Consider the following 19,820-nt stretch of genomic DNA (forward strand, 5'->3'; position numbering starts at 1 on the left):
AATGACTACTTTTCTGAAAGAAAGAATATTAGTTGAATAAAAATCTATCTACGCACTGACCACTTCATTGAGTTACTTATTTTTTAATCTTTACTAAACAGGTTGCATTTATATGAGAAAGTATTTTTACTTTTTACTCACTTTACTAGTTTTTGCCTTCCATTCTGTTGTCAGTCAACCCGCTGGTTTACAATTTGGTAGCCACGAATCATTAATTGATCAACGTACTGGTCTAAAATTAATGGATGGTAAGAAATTAAATGTAAATGAGGAATTAGAACTGACTGTCGATGTATTTTTTAATAGATCACCGAAACACTACTTTGGTTATATCTTAAGAATAATAGATGATAGTCATCGGAACATCGATATTGTATATAATTACAAGTCGAATAGGTTTAATGATTTCAGTATTATCTACGACCATCAATTAACGCCTATAAAATTTAACTACAAAAACAGAAGAAACGCATTAAATAAAAAGTGGAGGAAACTTAAGTTTAAATTAGACGTCAAGAACAATGAAATTTCTTTGAGCCTTGACGATAGAACTTATTCTTACAAAGTAGAGAATGGGATTCCTCCAATGAAAGGACTGAAATTTTATTTTGGTGCCAATAATAACCCTTATTTTAAGGCACATGATGTGCCTCCAATGACCCTGAAAAATCTTCAAATTACTTCTGATAACACTGGGTACACTTGGCCTCTAGACGAGAAAGAAGGTGAAGTGGCACATTGTAAAGATAATCCCGAGTACAATGGTAAAGTGATGCACCCAATTTGGGTAAAACAGACTCATTCAAAATGGGATGCTTCTTTTAATGAAACAATTCAATCAGGTTTATACTGTTTCTTAGAGAATGGGTCAGGTATGTACTTTGTTAAGGATAAAAACTTATACCGCCATGACTTTCAAACCTCAGAAACAAAGAAGGTAGGTCCTTTCGCAATCGACCTAAAATCAGATGTACGTAATCGTTTAGTAAAGAATGGGAATAAACTATTGGTGTATAACCTCAAAAAAGATTTTGTTTATTCTTATGATATTAAAAGCCAAAAGTTTGAAAAGTTTAGTGCAGATTATCCAATAAGTCAAACAGCAACACACCATGCTCAGTGGTTTGATAAGAACAATAAATCAATTATGATTTTTGGTGGTTATGGCAATCATGAATTCAATAGCCATTTTACAAAATACGATATAGAGAAAAATAATTATACCGATATCAATGTAACAGGTGATAAAATCACCCCTAGGTATTACACCGGTGTCGGCTATGGCAAAAAAGGGCATGTATATTTATTTGGTGGATATGGGAGTGTATCAGGGCAGCAAATTATTAATCCTGAAAACTTCTATGACCTGTATGAGTTCAATGAAAATACATCAACATTAAAGAAAGTATTTACTTGGGATACTCCATCAGATTCTTTTGTTTCTGCAAGGTCAGTAGTTGTTGATACTACTGATAATCAATTGTATGCTCTGACTTTTGATAACCATAAGTTTAAAAACGAAATTACCCTAAGAAATTATGATCTAGCTTCTGGAGAAATGAAAATATTCCCCGTGGCTATTCCTTTTAATTTTAGTGATTTAAAAACGGTTGTGGACCTTACTTTTGATACTCAATACCAGAAGCTATATGCTATTTTAATTGAGAAAGTAGGGGTAGAATCACAGATAAAAGTGTTCTCATTAAATTTAATGGGAGGATTTTATATTCCAGAATTACCAAAAGAGACTGCAGAAATTGTGGCTGTTGAGGATGAGCCTGCATCATGGAACCTAGTTCTATTTATGGCGACCTTCTCTCTACTAATGGTAGGTGTTGTTATCTGGAGAAAATCTAGAAAAACAATTGAGGATAAGACTGAAGAGTCGTCTCAAACTACAACGGTGATTGAAAAAACTGAGTCGGCATCTTCGGATGTTTTAGCTACCAAAGAAGAACCAAAACCAAAGTCTGAACCTGTTGTAGAAACCGTTACAATTGAGGAGCCTGTTAAAGTCCAACCACCGAAAGTAAAGAAATCAACTATTAACTTCTTTGGAGGTTTTAGAATCTTTGATAGTACTGGAAAAGACATCTCTAATGAATTTACTCCACTAATTAAGCAGTTGTTTATCTTGATTACCATCTCACAATATATTAATGGTAGAGGTGTCTCAGCAGATAAAATGATAAAACTGTTTTGGTATGATATGCCATTGAGTAAGGCAAGAAACAATAGAGGAGTAAACCTTACCAAATTAAGAAGGTTATGTAAAACCATAGGTGAGGTTAAGTTTTTGAAAGATGCTGATTTCTGGAAGTTAGAAATTGGAGAGGAAGTGAATATTCCTTTCTTCGAATTGAAAGAATTATTAGTAAAACCTCAATCACGAGAAACGTTATTGAAAATATTAGAGATTCTTGATACAGGTAAGTTACTATTAGGTACGGATTACGAGTGGATGGAAGAGATGAAGGCTGAAATCGTCAATCATCTAATCGAAACGTTGTATGGATACCTTACTTCATCAGAAGTGAAACTATCTAATCAGGAAAAACTAAAAATTAGTGATACTATTTTACAATATGACCATATCCATGAAGAAGCTACTTTGATTAAATGTCAACTGCTTTCTTCACAAGGAATGCATAGCGTAGCAAAAGATATTTTCAATAAGTTCAAGGATGAATATGAATCGATTTACGATGAAAAATTCGATATGCATTACAATGAATTCTTGAGAGAAATGGGAAATACCTATTAAAAGATAAACTTATACTCAACAGAGCGTAAAAAAGATGTTGAATCGTTTCGTTGATTCAACATCTTTTTTTATGAACAATATCCTAAATTGAAAACATTGAATATTATGCTGTATCAATTCATTAAGGTATCAATTGAATACTTACAGCTCCTCCTCTAACAGAGAAAGAATTGTCGTAAAACTGATCTTCATGAGTGAGGTACAACATTGTCATATCATCACCAACATTTCCATTATCTTTATAACCATAGTTTAAGTCAGAATTACTAGATTCTTTTCCATTATCAGTAGCGATAACCACTAAGAAAGGTCCTTCTTCACCATTATGATCAATACTTGCTTTCGTATTATGAAATTGCAGGTTTTGTGTTTCTCCTGTACTAATTAACCCATCATAGGTAAGTACAGATAATTTAGCAGCAGCATTTTTAGTATTGATTTGTCCATGCACATTTTTATTTTCATTATTGACTTGACGAACCCAAACTTCAGCACTTTTATCATCATCACCTCCGTATGCTACTTTTGTCCAGTCGCCTCCTTCTACGGTAGATTCTTTTTCATAACTTCCAGCAGGAGGGTTACCATGACTTGCAGAAAGGATTAAGAATTCGGTAGTACCCACCACACTTTTGTCGATAATAATGTCTTGGTTTCCACTCATTCTAACGTAAGGAAGAATAGCCAATGAAAAGTCCTCCCAAACAATTTCTTTGGCTTTGGGTGCTTCTACCTCAATCATAACAGGTGCACTAGTAGTGTTGTTGTCCTTTTCATCTTTCATTTTTAGAACAATCTCATATGTTCCTGGCGTGAGATGGTCAATGGTAAAATCATAAGGAGCTTCTTTATTGATATCATAGTAGTTTCCATCAATCCAAAGCCTTACACTTTTTATACCGTCACCATCCGAACTAGTAGAAGTGATATGAATAGGTTCCCCTTCCTCAAAAGTATCTCTATTAGAAATAGAATTGATAGTAATAGAACCAGGAGCATTGGCTTCAACGATTGTAATCGTAATCACTTCACTATCGTGGTTTACTCCATCTGCTCCATTAGCTCTTACCATTAAGGTATGCTCACCTAAAGGCAATCCATCAACGGTAAATACATAAGGAGCTTCTTTGTCATAGCTATGGAACTCTCCATCAATCCACAATCTACAAGCAACAAGGTCGACATTTTCATCTGTCAATCCTTCCACTGTAAAAATGGAACCTTCAGAGATAGTGGATCCTTCAAGAGGAGTTTGTATCGCCACTACTTCACCCTCAGAAAGGGTATTTCTTGCTGAAGACGTCAATTCAAGACCTTCTTCCGTTGTAGTTTCAGGAAGAACATCTTTGGTACATGCTCCAAAAAGTACCATGTTTGAAATAAGTAATAATACTGATAGTTGTTTACATTTCATTATCATGCTTGTTTAAATAAAAATTGTAAAAAGAGCTAGTTTGGATGTAAATGATGATTTTGAATCATGAATTACACCTGTTCTAGTGTTCGCTGGCTATGTTTTTAGAATTGTAATTGGATTTTTTTGTTAGTAGAGTAGTGTCACTATGAAGTATCTTCTTGATTAAGTGCGTTTACCTTTTTCACACTAATTATTTGGTATTAATATCAAAAAGGAGTTAATCGATTTAACTAAAAGAGTTGTTCATTTCATTAACTAATTCAGGTGGTCGTTTAAATTTTGCATAAAAGTAGCATCGACCATTAATTAAACGTTAATTGCCCAAAATTTCAGTAGACTTTATCGATCATTTTGAGGGGACAAAAATTTTATATTAACCAACTGGATATTAATGTTCAATTAATCTAATATTTGAGTACTTTTCTACTTTTACATTATCCACAAGGATAACTATTGAACGGATTATTAAGATTTGAGTGAAATGAGATTACAAAAAATATATACAATAGGGTTGGTAGCATTTTTTAGCTTACTAATGTTATTGGCTTTTAAAAAGAAGAAAGAAAAAATTAATTATCCTTCCTATAAAGGATTAGTGATGTGTGGTTATCAAGGTTGGTTTCGAACACCAGGCGATGGTGGTGCCCGAGGTTGGGTACATTACGGAACAAAAAGTTTCAATCCTGATAATGTAACGGTCGACTTATGGCCTGATATGTCTGAATATAAAAAGACATATTCAACAGATTTTTTAAACAAAGATGGTTCTCCTGCAACTGTATTTAGCTCTTTGGATGCATCTACTGTAGATCTTCATTTTAAATGGATGAAAGAGTATGGAATAGATGGTGTTTTTGTACAACGTTTTTATAACAACTCTAAAAAAGGTCCAAGAAGAAAAGAGGCAACTCAGGTATTGAAAAATGCTTTTAAGGCTGCTAATAAGCACCAAAGAGCTATTGCAGTAATGTATGATCTATCTGGTTTAAAAAAAGAGGAAAGTTGCTATGAAACGTTAGTAAGCGATTGGCAACGATTAATTGATGAATTAAAATTTAATAAAGGCGTCAATAAAGAAAATTACCTACACCATAATGGTAAACCTTTGATCGCGATTTGGGGGGTTGGTTTTCAAGAAAGACCTTACACAGCAAAGAGTAGTGAAATTGAACGTTTTATGGATTTTGTAAAAAATGATCCCGAGTACGGTAATTTCTCTATTATGCTAGGCGTACCTACAAAGTTCAGAACCTTGGACGGTGATTGTGAGCCTGATAATTATGTACATGAAGTAATAAGAAAAGCTGATATTGTTCAACCTTGGTTTGTAGGAAGATTTAGAATGCAGCATTTGGAAAACAAAGTTTACAAAACTCAGATTGCTAAAGATGTGGCATGGTGTCAGGAGAATGCTGTAGACTATGTTCCTACTATCTATCCTGGATTTAGCTGGTATAATTTAAAACGAATGAAAGGCGAGGTGGGAAAAGATAATTCATTGAATGCTATACCAAGGTTAAAAGGCAAGTTCTTTAATAAACAGGTAGACTTGGCCATCGAGCATGGAGCCGAAATGTTATATGTGGCAATGTTTGATGAGATTGATGAAGGAACAGCTATTTTTAAAGCAACAAATACACCTCCAATTAATGGAACATTTTCTGATTACGAAGGGCTTCCATCTGATCACTATCTGAAGCTAACAGGTCAGGCAGGAGAAAGGTTAAAAAAGCAACAATAACACTTAGCAGGCAATCCATGAAAAAATTACTTTTATATGTACTCCTCTTTTGGAGTACCCAGACACTGTATGCTCAAAATGGAAATTACTATGTGGAATATGATGAAAACATAGTCGAAACTCCTGTGTATGAAAGTACATTATTGGAAGAGATGAGTGGAATTTGTGCCTCAAGAAGATATCCAGGACATTTTTGGGTGCACAATGATTCAGGAGATGATCCATTATTGTATTTAATTGATACACTTGGTAATGTCGTATCACATGGGCTAATCAACGATGTGAACAATAAAGATTGGGAAGATATTGTCGCTTTTGAAAAAGACGGAAAAAACTATCTGATGGTCGCGGCATTTGGTGACAATAATACTAAAAGAACACAGTATCAATTGGTATTAATGGAAGAGCCAGAAGTTGATCTTGAATCCGATACTCAATGGAATCATGATATTATCAAGGAAATAAAATATGCTTATAATGGAGGAGAGACTTCTTATAATCATGAATCTTTGGCCGTTGATTTACCGAACAATAGAATCTTTTTTGTAACCAAAAGAGGTAGTGCAAAGAATACGACTATTTATACAATCCCATTACTGATAGATGAAGATAATACCATTCATGAACCAGTAGAAATTGGAAGAGCAGATATTGATGCTGCTACTGGAATGGATATATCTTACGATAATCATAGAGCTATCATCATTAGTGTGGAAGATATGATTGAATATACCCGTAATGATGGTGAAACTTGGGAAGAAGCTTTTGCTAAAGAAGCAAAGAGAATAGTAAGACCAAGTACTGGAAGAACAGAAGCGGTTTGCTACGCTTTAAATGGACTTGATATCCATATCGTTAGAGAAGGAACTAATCATCCAATGTTTATTGTAAGAGGGAAAAAGGTTGAAATTGAAGGTGAATCTCCAACAACACCGGAAGATCCCGATGAGGATGAAACGCCTAATGATGGAGATCAAGACGATACTGATAACACTGATGACGACCAGGTTTTATCATCAGATGTTGAAGTACTCACTCAATTAAGTATCTACCCTGTTCCATCATCGGATCGATTGTTTATTCAAATGCGAGAAGGAACCATTACCGGTTATACTTTACATGGAATTAATGGAAAGTCTATCGGTACAAAATCTAAAATAGATCAAAAGAATATTTCAATAGATGTGTACAATATGGAGGCTGGTATTTATGTACTTACACTCACCACATCTTTGGGTATTTCAAAACATAAAATAGTGATTCAATAGTGAGTGTGACAAGTTTCAAAGACAAGCGAATGAAGATTAGTTTATAAAAGAACTAACAATAACAGACAATACGATTATTAATAGTGACTACTTTACTATTCAACTTATATTTCTTGTAAATCAGAGCTCTTATTTCGTAAGGGCTCTGTTTCTTTATAAGAACTGCAGATGTTAGAAAAGTATAATAATTCGATGGTTTACTTAGGCAAAGGATGATTCATGAGGAACTTGTTTTCAATTCATCAAATATGAACACAGAAATACATTAAAGTAGCATTAATGTCGAAAATATATCCATTAAGGCCATTTTTTAAGTCTTCATTAATTTGATTTTAATGAATTATTTGCCTTCGAAAATGATATTGTGAAAGCTTTTAAGCTAGATTCAAAATCTTATATAAAGTATGAAAAATCTTTTATTACTATTACTTGCATTAAGTTACTGTTCCATCGTAGTAGCTGGCGATAAAAAGAAACCAAAAAAAATGAACGTTCTTTTTATCTCTGTAGATGATTTAAATATTCACTTACCATCCTTTGGGTATACCAGTGTAAGTGCTCCCAATATTGAGAAGTTAAAAGATCAAGGTGTATTGTTTCAACAAGCCTATTGCCAATATCCAGTTTGTGGTCCATCAAGAGCTTCTTTCTTGACAAGTATGTATCCTCCTCAAACTAAAATTTTTTCAAACGGACCTCATGTTACGGATACCAGACCGGATGCGGTAAGTATTGGTAAAGTTTTCCAAGAAAATGGTTACTGGGTAGCAAATACTGGTAAAGTATATCATCCGAATGCAGAAGATTTTGAGTGGGATGCCAAAAGAACATTAAAAATGGAGGACAATGATTTAGTACTTCATCTAAAAGGGAAGTTTGAAAAAGAATATGGCCCCATTGATAACGAAGAAAAAAGAAAAGCATGGGAAGTGATCAAGAAACAATATCAAGATGATGATCGCCAAGGAAAACATGCTTTGCCATTACCTATAAAAGATGGTATTCCTTTAGAGGATGACCTGAATTTAGCCACTTTCTCAGAGTGGATCGACGAGGCATCTTACGGAGATAAACCTTTCTTTATTGCTTATGGATTCCATAAACCTCATGTGCAGTATACAGCACCACAGCGTTTTTTTGATATGTATCCGTTGGACAAAATACATCCAGAAAAAGTGCCAATTGATGACTGGAACAATAAACCATTAATTGCTTCTTGGAAGAGATATGAGGCGTTTGAAGATATCTATTTTGGACTGTCATCTATGGAAGCTAGAAAGAGATATATGCAAGGGTACTATGCTTGTATTTCATATATCGATGACATTCTTGGTCAGATGGTAAATAAGCTGAAAGAAAAAGATTTATGGGATAATACTATTATAGTATTCTTTAGTGATCATGGCTACCATATGGGTAATCATTATCTATACGGTAAAGTGTCTTTATATGAAGAAAGTGCGAAATCACCACTAATCATTAGAGTGCCTGATAACAAGAATAATGGTACATCTGTAAAGAAAACGGTAGAGTTAATTGATGTCTACCCAACGGTAACGGAACTGATTGGACTGTCTAATCCAACGACTGTAGAAGGAACAAGTTTAGTATCTCTATTGAAAAACCCTGAGGATAAAAATTTCCAAAAAGTTGCACTTACTTATGCAAAAAGAGGTAAATTAATGGGTAAGTCAATTAGAACAGATAGATATCGATACACACAGTGGGGAGAGGATGAAAACCAATCGGAATTGTATGACTACGAAATAGATCCAAAAGAATATATGAATAAAGTGAATGATCCTGATTACACTGATGTTCTTAAACAAATGAGAAAGATCTATAAAGACAAGGTCACAGAGGCAAATATTATTGATATCAAAAGTAAATAAACATAACATAAAATGAACGATAAGAAATTAATAGTGAATTTATTCCTCCTCATTTTATTTGCAGGAATAAATATCACATCATCAGCACAAGATAAACCGAATGTCATTTTCATTTTAGCAGATGACTTAGGATATGGTGATCTTCCAAAATATGGACACCCCTATACAAAAACACCTCATTTAGATAAGTTAGCTGATGAGGGAAAACGTTTTACTCAAGGGTATATGTCAGGTTCTTGGTGTATGCCAGCTAGGGCGGCATTGATGACAAGTTTATTTCCATCAAGAGAATTTCTAACGACTTTTGTTATTGACGTTGAAAAACCATCCGTTACGAGTATTATGAGTGATGCAGGATATAAGACTGCTCATATTGGTAAATGGCATATTGGAGATAACAAAAGAGGAGAAAATGCTCCACCTCCTGCAGATTATGGTATTGATCTAAGTTTTACGACTCAGAGTACTGGACCTGGTTTTACATCAAAAGATAAAAAGAAACCACATTATAGAGAGCATACAACGACGCACTATATTGACATGGCGATTGACTTTGCAAAAAGTCATAAAAAAGATCCATTCTTTATTAACCTTTGGTTGTATCCTACACATTCTTACATCGATCCACTTCCAAAATACTTAGATCGCTTTAAGGACTTAGAAGTGAATATTGATGATTTTGAATCAGAATACCAAAGAGACTTTTTAAACTTTGTCAGTGAGACTCATGATATCAATGATGCAATGAGAGCTTATTGTGCAGATGTTTCTAACCTAGATGATGAAATTGGCCGTCTGTTAGCTGCAATCGAAGAGATGGGGTTGGATGATAATACCATCATTATTTTCTCAAGTGATAATGGTCCGGGGCCGATCCTTAACAACATGAAAAAATTAAGAGAACGCTATGCTAAAAAACCGACATTAGTCAATTCAGTAGGTTCAGCAGGTCCGTTTAGACAAAGAAAAGGCAGTATGTACGAAGGTGGAATCAGAGCACCTTGGATCATTAAATGGCCGAAGAAGATTAAAGGAGGGACAACAGATGAAGAAACTATTTTTACTGGTGTAGACTTTTTACCAACAGTAGCAGGATTAACGGGTGTGGAAGTTCCTGAAATGCAATTAGACGGAGAAGATTTAAGTACTTCTGTCTTGGGAACACCTCAGAAAAGAAATAAAATCCAATATTGGAGTGATAAGCCCAATTGGCAAGTGCTAAGAGATGGTAAATGGAAAGCACATCTTCATTTAAACAAAATCACTTTATATGATTTAGAAGCAGATTTGGGAGAAACAACTGATGTTGCTTCAGAGCATCCCGAGTTAGTCAGCAAATATGGAAAACTGCTTAGAGCATGGAAAAAAGAAATCCATAAGAAACCAATACATTAATATTCAATACCCAATAGTAGCAATACTTCTGAAACTGCTATTGGGTATTCTTTTATCCTAGAACTAACACCATTTTTCCTTTAAGACATATCATTGAAATGAATTCAATCTACAAGTATAAACTCAATATCTTGTTGGGGATACTTTGCCTTATTCTATCTCAGAAGGCAAGCTCAAAGGCATTAAATACTGAACAACCACCAAATGTTATATTTATTTTTGCCGATGATTTAGGCTATGGTGATTTGGGTACCTATGGTCATCCATATATGAAAACACCTAATATTGATCGTTTGGCGAGTGAAGGAACAAAGTTTACTCGATTTTACGCAACGGGTGTTACATGTAGCCCTAGTAGAACTGGTTTTTTAACGAGTAAACACCCGGCCTCTTTCCAAAAGTATATGGCATTTCATGGCTTTTCGGGGAGAACTACAATCACAGAATTATTACACAATAACGGTTATTATGTAGGTCATATTGGTAAGTGGCATATTAGTGGTAATGAAAACCCTCCAATAGGTACGTATGGGATGGATTATATTAAAATCATGGGAAATGCCGAAGACGATGATATTGGTAGGGATGATGATATTTTCACTGAAGCAGAAAAGTTTCTTGAGAAAAGAAGTAAATCAGATCAACCTTTTTATTTAAATGTTTGGGGACATATTTCACATTATGCAGTAGACCCTAGTGATCAATTTCCAAAAGAGTTTGAGGATGTAAAGTTAGATGCTAGTCGTTTTGATAAATACTATCAGAAGAAGCTAAAAAAATCAATTGAATTGAACCAAGATATTGATCAATCTTTTAGAAACTATTTGGGAGATGTTTACTCTTTAGATTTAGCAGTTGGTCGGTTATTAAAAAAGTTAGATGAACTAGGATTAGCTGATAACACCATTGTTGTTTTCTCAAGTGATCAAGGCCCTGCTCCTGTACGCATGAAACCAAAAAAAGACCCAAAATTAGTAGCAAATATGTTGGGATGGGCAGGAGGCCTAAGGGGAGGAAAACATGAGCAATTTGAAGGAGGTGTCCGTATTCCATTTATCATTCGATATCCAAATCATGTACCTGAAGGGAAAGTAAATACAACATCAGTGCTTTCTGGTTTAGATTGGTTGCCTTCATTATGTGCTATCACTAAAACACCCTATTCGGTAAATAAATTTGAAGGGAAGGATGTATCAAAGGTTTGGTTTGGCGAAGAATCCAATCCTGAACGCTATCTATATTGGAAGACAAATTCTCCTAACGGAAGTGTATCCGTTCTAAAAAATAACTGGAAGTTACATTACATCAAGAAGGAGCAAAAATATGTGCTTTATGATCTTGAAAAAGATAAAGGAGAAACGAAAGATATTTCTTTACAACATCCTGAGATCACTAAAGAATTAATAGATAAAGCGAAGCAATGGAATTCAACATTGCCAACATCATATATAAAAGGAGAAGGGAAGAAAAATAAAAGGAAAAGCAAATGACAACTGAAGTAAAGAAAGTAAGGAAACGCCCTGCTCCAAAGCGTCCTGTAAAAAAGGTAGTTAAAAAGGAAAAAAGTAAAGGACTTAGTTCTTTACAGGCATATAATCTTTATAGAATAGTATTAATATCTTTATTAGTTGTAGCTGTAGGAATATCTGGAGGATGGAAAATACCATTTCTAGAAGAAGATACACATCCAAAGAAAATAATAGTGACGCAACCTCACTTGGAAAGTATTTTTAAAGAAGCGAAATACTTTACTGTGGATGAGCAGAAGAAATATACTGTTTACAATCAATTTAAAGACATCATTGGTTATGCGATTTCTACGCATGATTATGCAAGTCATGTTAGAGGTTTTGCAGGTGAAGTTCCGGTACTGATCGGGTTTGATAACGACTCCACTATTAAAGGAATGGAAATGCTTCAGCATAATGAATCTGGAGAATATATTGAATTTATACTTGATGATCGATTATTAGATAAATGGAATGGGCTAACCTTCGATAGAGCCTTGTACCATGAGGTCGATGGGATTACCTCTGCCACAGAAACAAGCGAAGCAATTATAAAAACGATACATGTTACGTTATCTGAAATAACAGGTAAAGAATTGGTACATCAAGAGTATTCATGGTCTTTGATTTTACAATGGGTACTAACGTCAATCACCATCATTTTCGGATTATTGGTGTGTTTTTATAAACCAATGAAAAACTATAGAACACCCATGCTCATTATGGTCACTATAGTGATGGGGTTTGTTTATCAGAAAATGATCTCGGTATCCTTTTTACATGGATGGATTGTTCATGGAATTTCTCTAGAATCGAATTTAGTATCAATTGTCCTTTTGGTTTTATCGGTGGTGCTTCCTTTGACAACAAAGAAACAGTTTTACTGTCACTATATGTGTCCTTTTGGTGCAGCTCAAGAATTAGTGGGTAAAGTATCTCCATTAAAAAAGAAGAACATGAATTGGATGAAGTTACGTTCTATTCCATTACAAACCATTGCTACTATCATCCTTATCAGTTGTATTCTGATAGGAAAGTATCCTGAGTTATCTTATGTAGAACCTTTTCCCTCTTTCTCTTTTCGAATCGTCTCATGGTGGATGATTGGTTTTGGTCTACTGTTTATTGGGCTATCATTTTTCTACTCTAAACCTTGGTGTAAGATCTGTCCAACAGGCTTCCTTCTAGATAATTGTAAGAAGAAGACTGCTAGAGACAATAAAAAATATAATGTGTTATGAAATCAAGCGAACTCTTAAATATTGTATTGACGGTCATCCTAATTTTCGTATTGGTTAGATACAATGTCAACGGAACTACTGACGAGGTTAGCCAGACGACAGTTGTGAACTCAACAGCGGTTATGGATTCTTTACATACCAAGAAATCGGTAGGTAAAAGACCGTTTTTATTCCCAATGCCTGTTGGTATTATTGGTTCTTATGATAGTGTTGGAACACCAAATATCATGGCTGCATCTTGGATCGGGATTGTGAATTCTAAACCAATGAGTATTGGTGTTTCGTTACGCCCTTCAACAAAAACATACAATAATGTAATGAGAACACAAGCGTTCACTGTAAATATTGCTAACGAAAAGCTTGTGGAATATGTCGATTGGGTGGGCCATTATTCAGGAAAAGATATCGATAAATTTGATGTACTTCCTTTAACTCCGGTTCGTTCAAAACTAGTTAACGCTCCTTATGTGCATGAATTTCCAGTGGTGCTCGAATGTAGAGTTGTTCGTTCTACGGAATTGGGAAAACATACTCATTTTGTTGGGGAGATTATGGATGTAAAAGTGGATACGGCAATTCTAAAGAAGAACCAGAAATTTGTTGATATAAATAAGCTTCGACCTATTATGATGGGGAACGGTTCTGGATATTTTGGGATAGGTGAAAACCTAGGAAGAGGCGGTAAAGTCTACCAAAGATTAGGTATTAATCCATTAATTGAATCAAAATAATGAGTTCTTCTTGGCAATTAGCGGAAAATTAATGTCAAATTAATGCATCTCCCTACCTTTAAGTGTGATTATTACAGATAAATAAAACAATCATGGTTCATAGACCAGCTTAATGTAATTACCTTAAAGAATTGAAATGAAGAATAATTTACTATTTGACTGCAGTGCAACATTTATTGCCGTGTTGTGCTGTCTGTTATTCACTACACCCACACAAGCACAAACACCAATTCAACATTTAACTTCTAAAAATAGTACTTCTATAGAATTAAATGCAGAGGGAGGAGTTTCTAAATGGCTTGATATTTCAGGGAATGAACAACATGCCACTTCTAAAATTGGTAGTGTAACATTTCCATCAACTATCACATCATTTTCTGGTCAAGAAGGACTTGATTTTGGTGCAGATAGAAATAGTTTAAAACTGTTATCATCGACAGATGCAGCTCAGGTTTTCGACTTTACAGGCGATGCAGCAAGTAATTCAGGTTTTGCTGTTCTATTAACTTTTCAGATGGAATCACTTCATAATAATTGGAGTGATATCATAGGCAACAATTCCAATACTGATAACGGTGGTTTTGGTATCCGTTATGCAGACGATGGAGAATATCAGGTATATCTTGGTAGTTTAAATGCCAAGATTCCAGGAGCGAAAGCGATTCCAGGTCAATCTATAGTTGTTGCTGTAAATTATGATGCAACAAAAGGGGAATTAACTTTTTGGGACTCCCAAAATAAATTAAAGCAGACCTATGATGTGACTGCAGCTAATTTCAATATTGGCGATTTATTTTTAGGCTCAAATTCTAATGGTAACCGTTATTTCAAAGGGATAGTTGGAGATGTAAAAATCTATAATGAAGCTTTGTCCAACTCAAAATTTAAAACAGAGTACTCTCAGTTATATGATTTATGGCAGGGATTTACTCTACCTGTTGAAGTTTTAGGAGGAGAAGGTTTAGTAGAAACAAGAACGTTTGAGTTAGGAGAAACAAAAGCCAGTAACACACAGAAAGTATGGTTGCAAATCAATAACCTAAGTTATGAGAATAAGGCTTCAGTGAAAATAAACAATGGAAGCTGGATAGATATTAATCATAGTAGTGTCGAAATGTATGAGCAAGAAAAAGCTCGAGGAGGTATGCAACATGGAGGTTATAACACCATCCGTTTTACTTATCCAACAAAAGATATACAAACAGGGACAAATACAGTATCCTTCAGGTTTAACCATTCAGATGGAATTTCCAATGGTTTTAGAGTGGTTAAGTTTAATTTATTAAATGAAAATGATGAACCACTTTTACCAGATAATTTTTTCTATAACGATGATCCGAATCTATGGGTCTCTCCATATACGGACAATACTTCTATAGCAGAAGGGGAAGACTTGTGGAGAAATGCAGGTTTATGGTCTAACTATTTAGAAGAAGGTACAGAAGGTTTCTGGTATGGATATTCTTTAAAAGCACATATTCCTATGAATGCGAAATGTGCAGATTGCCATACACAAGATGGTAGGGATTTAGAGATTTTTTCTTACTCAAATAAATCCATTATTGAAAGAGCAAAGTTTCATGATCTTAATGATGAGCAAGCGAGAAAAATTGCGAGTTATATCCGTTCCTTATCAGGAAAACATGAAAATGTCAACCGACATGGTCGTCCATGGAATCCTCCATACCAACCAGGTCCAGAATTAGAAGGAAAGTCGATTGACTATTGGGCTGCGGGAGCTGGGTTAGACGCAGTATTAGAAAAGGATGAAGAAATGCTTCCTTACATGTTCCCTAATGGAGTCAATGAAGAAACAGTGAAAGATTACTTTGATCAAGATCAAGGAGAAGACAGAACTACTTTACCATTAGCCATTCAATTTCCAGATTGGAAACATTGGTTGCCAATGATTCATCCTAAAGATGCGTTTACAGAAGGAAATTTATATGAAACGTCTTATCAAGACAGAACACCTTATGTTAATAATCAAGTAAGTTTATTAAATCCAGAGAAAGGGTATGAAGTGTTGAGAGAATACATTCTTACTCTACCTACTAACGGAGATGGTGTAACGGTAAATATGAATGCCTTATCGGAAAATCAGTTGGCAGAATTTCGTTTACAACATGAGATATTTAGATACAACTATCGTTTTTTCCAAGCACAAGGAGGAGGAGATACTAGACACTGGAGGTCTACAACAGGTAATGGTTTAGATGCGTTATCTCCCGATGTACCACAAGAGTTTGCAGCAACAAGTATGGCAAGACTAATGGCTGTCAAAAACTTTGAGTTTATGTTGGAATTTAATCTTCAGGATCAAGCTCCAAATTATATCGATGCAGTAGATCAACCTTCAGGAAGACAGTGGTTCCATGGTTTATCAAAACACGTATTTGAAGTTCCCGCACACATTACGGGCTGTTTAGATGGAGACTGTCAGACATTTGATGGACAACCGTTAACTACAGGACAATATGAATCTTCTGTTTGGTATCACCTACAAGGTATATTAGCAGGTGGTGAAGGTTACCAATGGTGGAATGGTCCGGTTGATTATAATTACCATCCACAGTTTATATTAGCGAGTTCTTACTCATCAAATATTTTCCATCCACTTAGATATTACCACAGTATCGGTACCATGTATAAAACGAAAACTTGGTCGGGTGATGATAATCCAAATGATGGTATGGGCTTTAGAATTAGAGTGCAAGGCCCTTGGTATTTCTTTGGTAAAGAAGGAGATGGTGGCAAAAACAATTTCTTAGGTTTTGAGCCGGGTGTTTGGCCTCAACTACTCGATGATATTGAACCAGGGATGTCAAAATGGGTATTGGATGCCTTATTACAAGAGTTCTTAAAAGCAGTGAGAAAGCATGATATTTCAGAATGGGAACGTTGGACACCCGGAGAAAATGGTTCCAATATGTTAGACCCGATCGAGAAATCGTCAGTTGTAGATGTAACGCTTTCCAACGATGAAATTAGTGCGACGTCTTCTGGTGATGAAGATACATTAGGTGAACCGCTTTGGGCAGATCATATGTATTGGGTGATTCAAGAATCCATTAAGTTTGGTGTAAAATGCGAAACGATTGAGGAGTTGATCGCATGGAGTAAAGAGGCATGGCCAAATATCAATTGGGACTTTAATATTTCTCCAAGTGTGAAATTGCGATTAAGTCCAAACGCCCAATTGTATAGAAATGTGGAATTCATAGAGGCTATTCCTGCAAGTGGAGGAGGACATCCTTCTTACTCATGGACAGTAAATGGAGTAGTGGTAAATAATAATAGCAATAAACTTTATACTACAGATTTTGAGCCAGGGGATATTGTTGGTTGTACAATGACTAGTAGCTCTGATTGTGTCGATAGCAATATAGCTTCAACTACCATTGATGTTCCTGGCGACATTATTATAAATACAAAAATTAATACAGAGGATTGGCAAAAGGCAACGGCTCTACAAGCTTGTTTTGGTGATGAAATCACATTTAGAGCAGACGTAGATATTCAACCTATATTATGGTTAGACGCACAGTCTGTTTCAACAACTGCTACATATAATGATGGAGACCAAGTGATGGTTTGGGAAGATATCAGTGGAAATAATGCCAATGCAGAAGTATCAAATTCGACATTAGCACCTTATTATTCAGTAGATGGGTTTAATGGTAAACCTGCTTTAGAGTTTGGTAGAACAAGAGGTTCTTTATTGACATTGTTTGAGGGAACAGAAACAGAGTTTTTGGAAGAAGACTGGACGATTTTTATGGTCCATCAACTTAATCCGATTGATGTTTGGAGTAATACTCTAGGCAACAAAAACACAACAACAGATGATGGTATGTTCTTTAGAATTTCAGATAATGGTAAAATGGCGATTTCGGGAGGTAAAAAGGATATTTCTGGTGATGCCTACGATTTACCATTACTCGCAATTAATACCATATCAAAAGGTGATGATGTAATGAGTTTGTTTGTCAATGGTACTCAAGAAACTACATTAACTATTACTGAAGGAGATAAGCTTGATAATGGGGAGGACCTTTTATTGGGACAGATCAGTTATTCTACAAGTCAGAGTAGATACCATCAAGGGTATATCGCTGAGGTAATTATTTTAGACCGCAAACTTAATACAGCGGAAACACAATTGGTGGAAGGTTACTTAGCACACAAATGGGGATTAACAAGTGATCTAACTGTCTACAATAAGTTCAGAGATCACTCTCCATTAGAAATGCTCGTAGAAGCGCCAAGTGGAGACGACTATCAGTTTACAAAGTTATCGAACACATTCTCTTATACTGTAAGTGATCAGCATGACTTAGGTGAGTTTAACTTTATTCCTGCACAATCTGAGCAAAATAATTTTACCCTTCCATTATCCTCATATGAAGATTACTATAATCAAGCGGTTGTTTTGTATAGTATTGATGGGGGTGCTTCACAACAAGGAAATATTGTCAACTTGTACGATGGAGAAAGTGTTACTCTCTTACCTTTTGAGGAAATAGATGTTGATTATGAATGGGTAACTCCAGAAGGAATTAGTCTGACTCAGAATACTAACCCTACATGGACTGCAGCATTAGAAGATACCTATAATGGTGTATGGAAGCTTAGAATCTTGGAAGATCGATGCCTAAGTACCTTCCCTGAAATAGAAGTGAATGTCACTGTAGATGAGTTGAATAATTCAGGACCTTACTTTGGTAGAGTCGATATCACTCAAGCCAATGCAAGTGATTGGACCTCGGTCAATTTTGGATACCCAATGGCAAGTTCTCCAATTGTAATCACTGGACCTGTAAGTAATTTCGGTTCCGCTCCAGCTATCCCTAGAGTAAAAAATATCACTACTGATGGTTTTGAAATACAAGTGGATGAATGGGATTATTTGGATGGAGTCCATAATAAAACAGAAGAGCTTTATTACTTAGCCCTTGAGGAAGGAACATACGATTTTGGAGGTGTTATAGCCGAAGCGGGTAGCCTTACAGGTAAAATGACTTGGGTAAATAAATCATTTATCAATGAATATACGGAAGCGCCTGTAGTTTTAGCAGTACAAGTTTCTGATAACGAAGCCAACGCCACGACACTTCAGATTAAAGATGTAACGACAACAGGTTTTACCATAAGAATGCGAGAAGAAGAAAATGCAGACCAAGTACATGCAGATGAAGTGATACATTATATTGTGTTATCTAAAGGTACTGGTACTATTAATGGAGAAACAATTGAAGTAGGAGCTACTGAAAATATTGTGGATGATGAATGGTATCAGATGGACTTCACTTCGGATCTTCAAAATGTTGGAGTATTAGCCAATATGCAGACAAGAAATGGAAGTAATACATCAGGCTTAAGATATAGAAACCTCACCTATAATAGAGTTGATTTTATGGTAGAGGAAGAACAGTCCAAAGATGAAGAAGTGGACCATCCTTTTGAGGAAGTAGGCTATTTAAGAATGGAAAATATGAATGCAGGCATGAATAGTAATGCAAGACAAGTTTCCAATAATCTTGAGGAAGACCTTAACGGGGTAACTTTAAGAGTATACCCGAACCCGACCAGTTGTAATCTCTTTATCGAAGCGAAAAGAGACATCAGAAGAATTGAAATTTTTGATAACCTAGGAAGAAAGGTGTATTGTAAAAAGGCAGGGCACTCTTCGGAGACCATCAATTTACATACACTGGCCACAGATATGTATCTATTAAGAATACATTTGGATAACGGTGAAATCTTAAATGAGAAAGTATTGAAAAAATAAAGTATCAAGTAGCGAATATAGTAGGAATAAAACACTCACTTTTTTCTAAGAAGTGGGTGTTTTTCTTTTATA

Annotated in this window: 10 protein-coding genes; 9 read left to right on the forward strand and 1 reads right to left on the reverse strand. The window is 35.2% G+C overall.

Annotated features, from left to right (window positions below):
* Positions 1-112: 112 nt before the first annotated feature.
* Positions 113-2,764 (forward strand): Kelch repeat-containing protein, encoded by a 2,652-nt coding sequence (locus HGP29_RS24405; RefSeq protein ID WP_168885081.1) that lies wholly within the window; start codon positions 113-115, stop codon positions 2,762-2,764.
* Between the two features lie 121 nt (positions 2,765-2,885).
* Here HGP29_RS24405 and HGP29_RS24410 read toward each other — a convergent pair whose 3' ends face one another.
* Positions 2,886-4,178: an Ig-like domain-containing protein gene (locus tag HGP29_RS24410; RefSeq protein ID WP_168885082.1), complete on the reverse strand. Its 1,293-nt coding sequence runs from the start codon at positions 4,176-4,178 to the stop codon at positions 2,886-2,888.
* A 484-nt stretch (positions 4,179-4,662) separates the two neighbouring features.
* On the opposite strand from HGP29_RS24410, the gene HGP29_RS24415 reads away from it, so the two are divergent.
* The 8 genes from HGP29_RS24415 (at position 4,663) to HGP29_RS24450 (ending at position 19,748) form a co-directional block, all read left to right on the forward strand.
* Positions 4,663-5,922 (forward strand): glycoside hydrolase family 71/99-like protein, encoded by a 1,260-nt coding sequence (locus HGP29_RS24415; protein ID WP_168885083.1) that lies wholly within the window; start codon positions 4,663-4,665, stop codon positions 5,920-5,922.
* A gap of 17 nt (positions 5,923-5,939) precedes the next feature.
* A complete protein-coding gene (locus tag HGP29_RS24420; protein ID WP_168885084.1) occupies positions 5,940-7,190 on the forward strand; it encodes a T9SS type A sorting domain-containing protein in 1,251 nt (416 codons plus the stop codon).
* Positions 7,191-7,594: 404 nt separating this feature from the next.
* On the forward strand, positions 7,595-9,082 hold the full coding sequence (locus HGP29_RS24425) for a sulfatase (RefSeq protein ID WP_168885085.1): 1,488 nt from the start codon (positions 7,595-7,597) through the stop codon (positions 9,080-9,082).
* Between the two features lie 12 nt (positions 9,083-9,094).
* Positions 9,095-10,477 (forward strand): sulfatase family protein, encoded by a 1,383-nt coding sequence (locus tag HGP29_RS24430; protein ID WP_168885086.1) that lies wholly within the window; start codon positions 9,095-9,097, stop codon positions 10,475-10,477.
* Positions 10,478-10,575: 98 nt separating this feature from the next.
* A complete protein-coding gene (locus tag HGP29_RS24435; RefSeq protein WP_168885087.1) occupies positions 10,576-11,967 on the forward strand; it encodes a sulfatase family protein in 1,392 nt (463 codons plus the stop codon).
* Entirely contained in the window at positions 11,964-13,226 is a 1,263-nt protein-coding gene (locus tag HGP29_RS24440; RefSeq protein ID WP_168885088.1) for an FMN-binding protein, read from the forward strand. Before HGP29_RS24435 ends, HGP29_RS24440 begins: the two co-directional genes overlap by 4 nt.
* Complete coding sequence (locus HGP29_RS24445; RefSeq protein WP_211093405.1) at positions 13,223-13,957, forward strand: flavin reductase family protein; 735 nt, start codon at positions 13,223-13,225, stop codon at positions 13,955-13,957. The genes HGP29_RS24440 and HGP29_RS24445 overlap by 4 nt, the downstream gene beginning before the upstream one ends.
* 136 nt (positions 13,958-14,093) lie before the next feature.
* Positions 14,094-19,748, forward strand: coding sequence for a LamG-like jellyroll fold domain-containing protein (locus tag HGP29_RS24450; RefSeq protein ID WP_168885089.1), 5,655 nt, complete (start codon positions 14,094-14,096; stop codon positions 19,746-19,748).
* Positions 19,749-19,820 lie beyond the last annotated feature (72 nt).

It is taken from the genome of Flammeovirga agarivorans (genome assembly GCF_012641475.1).
GTDB classification, from domain to species: domain Bacteria; phylum Bacteroidota; class Bacteroidia; order Cytophagales; family Flammeovirgaceae; genus Flammeovirga; species Flammeovirga agarivorans.